The sequence below is a fragment of the Phocaeicola sp. ICN-14070 genome (genome assembly GCF_037892625.1).
GTDB lineage: Bacteria > Bacteroidota > Bacteroidia > Bacteroidales > Bacteroidaceae > Phocaeicola > Phocaeicola plebeius.
On the sequence record NZ_JBBKBF010000114.1, the window covers coordinates 1 to 4,947 of the forward strand.

At 39.5% G+C, this 4,947-nt stretch carries 3 protein-coding genes and 1 pseudogene; 3 read left to right on the top strand and 1 reads right to left on the bottom strand.

Annotated features, from left to right (window positions below):
* Positions 1–514 (top strand): annotated as a pseudogene (locus tag WKT20_RS17505) (helix-hairpin-helix domain-containing protein); the annotation flags it as partial.
* A gap of 223 nt (positions 515–737) precedes the next feature.
* Here the strand turns inward: WKT20_RS17505 and WKT20_RS17510 are convergent.
* Positions 738–2,432 carry a SulP family inorganic anion transporter gene (locus WKT20_RS17510; protein ID WP_117701235.1) on the bottom strand — a complete coding sequence of 565 codons (1,695 nt, stop codon included), beginning with the start codon at positions 2,430–2,432 and terminating at the stop codon, positions 738–740.
* A 347-nt stretch (positions 2,433–2,779) separates the two neighbouring features.
* Here WKT20_RS17510 and rbr point away from each other — a divergent pair, with 347 nt between their 5' ends.
* On the top strand, positions 2,780–3,358 hold the full coding sequence (gene rbr / locus WKT20_RS17515; protein ID WP_007559642.1) for a rubrerythrin: 579 nt from the start codon (positions 2,780–2,782) through the stop codon (positions 3,356–3,358).
* A gap of 164 nt (positions 3,359–3,522) precedes the next feature.
* Positions 3,523–4,803 (top strand): phosphopyruvate hydratase, encoded by a 1,281-nt coding sequence (gene eno / locus WKT20_RS17520; protein ID WP_117701237.1) that lies wholly within the window; start codon positions 3,523–3,525, stop codon positions 4,801–4,803.
* The last annotated feature ends 144 nt before the right edge of the window (positions 4,804–4,947 follow it).

Genomic DNA, 4,947 nt, shown 5'->3' on the forward strand with positions numbered 1-4,947 from the left:
AAAGTATAGTTATAAAAACAAGGCTAAAAACTATCAGGATACGGAAGAAAGTAAACTAGTATTACCCAATATCCGACAAAGATTACATTATCAGCTGACTTATTCACCATTGAGTTTTTTGCGGTGGAAAACGGTTGTGGAATATGTGCGTTCGGATGTGTGGAAACGGGAGGCTTCTAACGGTTGGGTATTGGGTAGTAGTATGAAGGTGGATATTCCTCGTCTTTCGTTGCGGACTTCTCTAAGCGGTATCTGGTTTCATACGCAGGATTATGCATCGCGGGTGTATATGTACGAGCAAGGGCTGTTGTATGCGTTTTCTATGATGTCCTTGTATGGAAGAGGAGAGCGATGGGCTTGGACTATGGATTATAATTGGAAAAAGCGTCTGACTTTTCAGGTTAAATGGGGATGGACGCACTATAGAGATCGGTCAACCATCAGTTCGGGAGCAGAAGAAATACAGGGAAACAATAAGTATGATTTACAGTTTCAAGTTCGACTGAAGTGGTGATTTTCTGAAGTAAGGATATAAAAAAAGGAGTACCGCTGTACTCCAACCTTTGTTAACCTTAAATCTAATACTATGAAAAACACAGTACAAAGGTACGGAATTCTGGGAATAATCCAAGTAACTAACCTAAAATATACTGTTTTATAACATGATTTAAAGAAAACTCCTGTTTTGTTAAACTCTATTTGGATTTTAACAGAACAGGAGTCTCTCTTTTAACCTTTTATTTCGCGTTTATTTCTGCGACTTCTCGAGTGGCTACTTCCAGGGCTTCGTTGATATTACTACAGATATTTTCTTCTCCCAGCAATTCGTAGAATCCTGATTTTTCCAGTACCTTATGTACTTTTTCATTAACTCCCGACAAAATGATGTGGATGTTTTCCTTTTGTGACATCTCACACAGGGTGGTAAGGTTGTGTATACCTGTAGAGTCAATAAAAGGAACTTTTCGCATACGGATGATACGGATTTTCGGACGATCGCCCAAACGAGACATGATTTCTTCAAATTTGGTGGCAATACCGAAGAAATACGGACCGTTGATTTCATACACTTCTACACCTTGTGGAATCATTAGGTGTTCTTCGTGTACCTCCAAATCAGATTCGTTGTTCGGATCGATTTCGTCGGTAATTACAGAAATCTTGGTGGTTTCCATTACACGTTTCATGAACAATACGCAGGCAATTACCAATCCTACTTCAATGGCTACAGTCAAGTCGAAGATAACGGTCAGGAAGAAAGTAATAAGCAGGACAGCCACATCCGATTTGGGATTTTTCAACAATCCTTTGAACACTCTCCATCCACTCATGTTATAAGAAACGATAACCAGTACACCAGCCAGACAAGCCATCGGAATATATTGTGCCAACGGCATCAGGAAAAGTAAGATAAGCAATAACACCACTGCGTGTACAATACCGGCTACGGGCGATTTTCCACCGTTGTTAATATTTGTCATGGTACGGGCGATAGCTCCGGTAGCGGGAATACCTCCGAATATAGGTGATACAAAGTTGGCAATACCTTGTGCGATAAGTTCTGTATTTGAGTCATGGCGGTCACCTATAACACCGTCGGCTACTGCAGCAGAGAGCAAAGATTCAATAGCTCCCAATACGGCAATAGTAATGGCTACAGGGAACAGGTTTTTGATAGCTTCCCAGTCAAGTGCCGGAACGGCTGCTTCCGGAAGTTGTGCTTTGATGCTGAAACGATCGCCTATGGTATCGATACAAGTAATTCCTCCATACATTTTCAGGCAGTAAACTCCTACAGTTACCAGAATGATGGCAATTAAAGAGCCTGGAACTTTTTTAGAGAACTTGGGAGTAATGGCAATGATGAATACACTGACTACACTGACAATGACATTCCACCAGTTTACCGTATCGAAGTGATGGAAGTAAAGAATCCATTTTCCGATAAAATCGCCCGGTACTTTTTCACCTTTAAAATCAAGTCCGAAAATATCGGCAATCTGGGTAGTAAAAATGGTGACGGCAATACCACTGGTAAAACCAATGATAATAGGATAAGGAATAAATTTGATAACGGCTCCCAGTTTGAATATACCTAATAATATAAGGAGCACACCGGCCATCATGGTAGCAACCATCAGTCCGTCGATACCGTATTCCTGAATGATACCGTAGATAATTACGATAAACGCTCCGGTCGGCCCACCTATCTGTACTTTACTTCCACCTAAAAAAGAAATGATAAAGCCGGCTACAATGGCGGTAATGATACCTTTTTCCGGACTTACTCCAGAGGCTATACCAAAGGCAATGGCCAAAGGCAAAGCTACAATTCCCACAATGATACCTGCCATCAGGTCGGTCATAAAGTCGGCCTTGGTGTAAGTTTTCATCATTGTGAAAAGTTTTGGTCTAAATTCTAATCCTTTCATCTATCTTAAAAATGTTACTAATTTAAAAAGAAGCACAAAAGTATATATTTTCTCGAATTTAGACGATTTTTCTGTTGATTATATTTTAAAATATTTTCTGAAATAGAAATTTGAATTATTATTTGTTTCTTATTCAATGTATATGAGATAGGATAAGGGATATTTTAGAAGTTATTTTCAAGAACTTTTTCTCCTTCAAATTTGTTTTATGAATAAATCTAGGTTTTATTAAAGCGTTAATAAAATAGAAAATAAAATTGTAATCGTTTCAAATTTGAATAAAATTACCACCTTTGCAATGTGAACTTAAAAACGTAATTTATTCATCAACTTAATAACTAATAGATATGGGAAAAAGCATTAAAGGAACAAGAACTGAGAAAAATTTGGCAATCTCTTTTGCTGGTGAATCACAGGCAAGAATGCGTTATACTTATTTTGCCAGTGTAGCAAAGAAGGAAGGCTTCGAGCAGATTTCTGCTATTTTTATGGAAACTGCTGATCAGGAAAAGGAACATGCCAAGAGAATGTTCAAGTGGTTGGAAGGTGGAATGGTAGAAATTACTGCCAGCTATCCTGCCGGCGTAATCGGTACTACATTGGAAAACCTGAAAGCAGCTGCAGCAGGTGAAAATGAAGAATGGAGCTTGGATTATCCGAAATTTGCTGACATTGCAGATGAAGAAGGTTTCCCGGCTATCGCTAAGATGTATCGTGAAATTGCTGTTGCTGAAAAAGGACATGAAGAAAGATACCTGGCTTTCGTGAAGAATATAGAAGATGATAAAGTATTCAAGAAAGATGTAGAAGTGGTATGGCAGTGCCGTAACTGTGGATACATTTATGTAGGTACAGAAGCACCTGAAACATGTCCGGCTTGCTTGCATCCACAAGCTTATTTCGAAGTAAAGAAAAATAATTACTAATCCATTTTGATTGCATAAATGACAGAAGAGGGCTGTGGCTGTTTTTCAGTTACAGTCCTTTTTTGTTTCAGAGAGTCAGGTTTACAAAATACCTATTTCAAGGTATTGTATACCTTGCAGGAACTTCTCATTTTTGTATATCAGAATTTTAAAATGATAGGAATATGAAAATTAAATCAATTACAGGTCGTGAAATACTCGATTCGAGAGGCAATCCTACTGTAGAAGTAGAAGTGAGACTGGAGTCTGGAATCATGGGGCGTGCGTCTGTACCCTCAGGAGCTTCTACTGGTGAACATGAAGCACTCGAGCTTCGTGATAAAGATGCCAAGCGTTACGGAGGTAAAGGTGTGTTGAAAGCTGTATATAATGTAAATAATGTAATTGCTCCGGCCCTGGAAGGATGGTCTGTGCTGAATCAGCGTGGAATTGACAAAAAAATGTGTGAACTCGATGGCACGCCTACCAAATCCAATCTCGGGGCCAATGCCATTTTGGGAGTTTCTTTGGCAGTGGCAAAAGCGGCAGCTGCTTACTTGAACATTCCTTTATATCGTTACATTGGAGGAGTAAATACTTTTGTGATGCCGGTACCGATGATGAATATTATCAATGGAGGTTCACATAGTGATGCACCCATTGCTTTCCAAGAATTCATGATTCGTCCGGTAGGTGCACCTTCTTTCCGTGAAGGTTTGCGTATGGGAGCGGAAGTTTTCCATGCCTTGAAGAAGGTGTTGCACGACCGTGGATTAAGTACGGCTGTAGGAGATGAAGGTGGTTTTGCTCCGGCATTGAACGGAACGGAAGATGCGTTGGAATCTATTTTGTCGGCCATTCAACTGGCAGGATATGTACCAGGAAAGGATGTGATGATTGGAATGGACTGTGCTTCTTCTGAGTTTTATAAGGATGGAGTATATGACTATACGATCTTTGAAGGAGTCAGTGGTCAGAAACGTACTTCAGATGAACAGGTGGCTTATCTGGAAGAACTAATCAATAAGTATCCGATTGACTCTATAGAAGACGGTATGAGTGAAAATGACTGGCAGGGATGGAAGAAACTGACGGAGCGGATTGGAGATCGTTGTCAGCTTGTAGGAGATGACTTGTTTGTGACCAATGTGGAATTCTTATCGAAAGGTATAGAAATGGGATGTGCCAATTCCATTCTTATCAAAGTAAATCAGATTGGTTCTTTGAGTGAGACACTCGATGCTATTGAAATGGCCCATCGCCATGGGTATACTACGGTTACTTCTCATCGTTCCGGCGAAACAGAAGATGCCACCATTGCGGATATTGCAGTAGCTACTAATAGTGGTCAGATAAAGACTGGGTCATTAAGCCGTTCCGATCGTATGGCGAAATATAATCAGTTGCTTCGTATCGAAGAAGAATTAGGTGAATTAGCTGTATATGGATATAAGCGTATAAAGTGAATCTGGTGTAATATTAGGTGAATGTGAAATGCAGAAGCGGAATCGTTTCTGCATTTTTTGTATTTAATATGTAATTTGTTAACCGCATTGAATATTTCGTCTTGGTGGTTAATGTATGTTGTAAAACATTGTTTTTTAGCTTTA

Bases quoted from the DNA above. Each gene is read 5' to 3' on its own strand.
- WKT20_RS17510 (WP_117701235.1), bottom strand. From the start codon at position 2,432: ATGAAAGGATTAGAATTTAGACCAAAACTTTTCACAATGATGAAAACT.
- eno (WP_117701237.1), top strand. From the start codon at position 3,523: ATGAAAATTAAATCAATTACAGGTCGTGAAATACTCGATTCGAGAGGC.
- rbr (WP_007559642.1), top strand. From the start codon at position 2,780: ATGGGAAAAAGCATTAAAGGAACAAGAACTGAGAAAAATTTGGCAATC.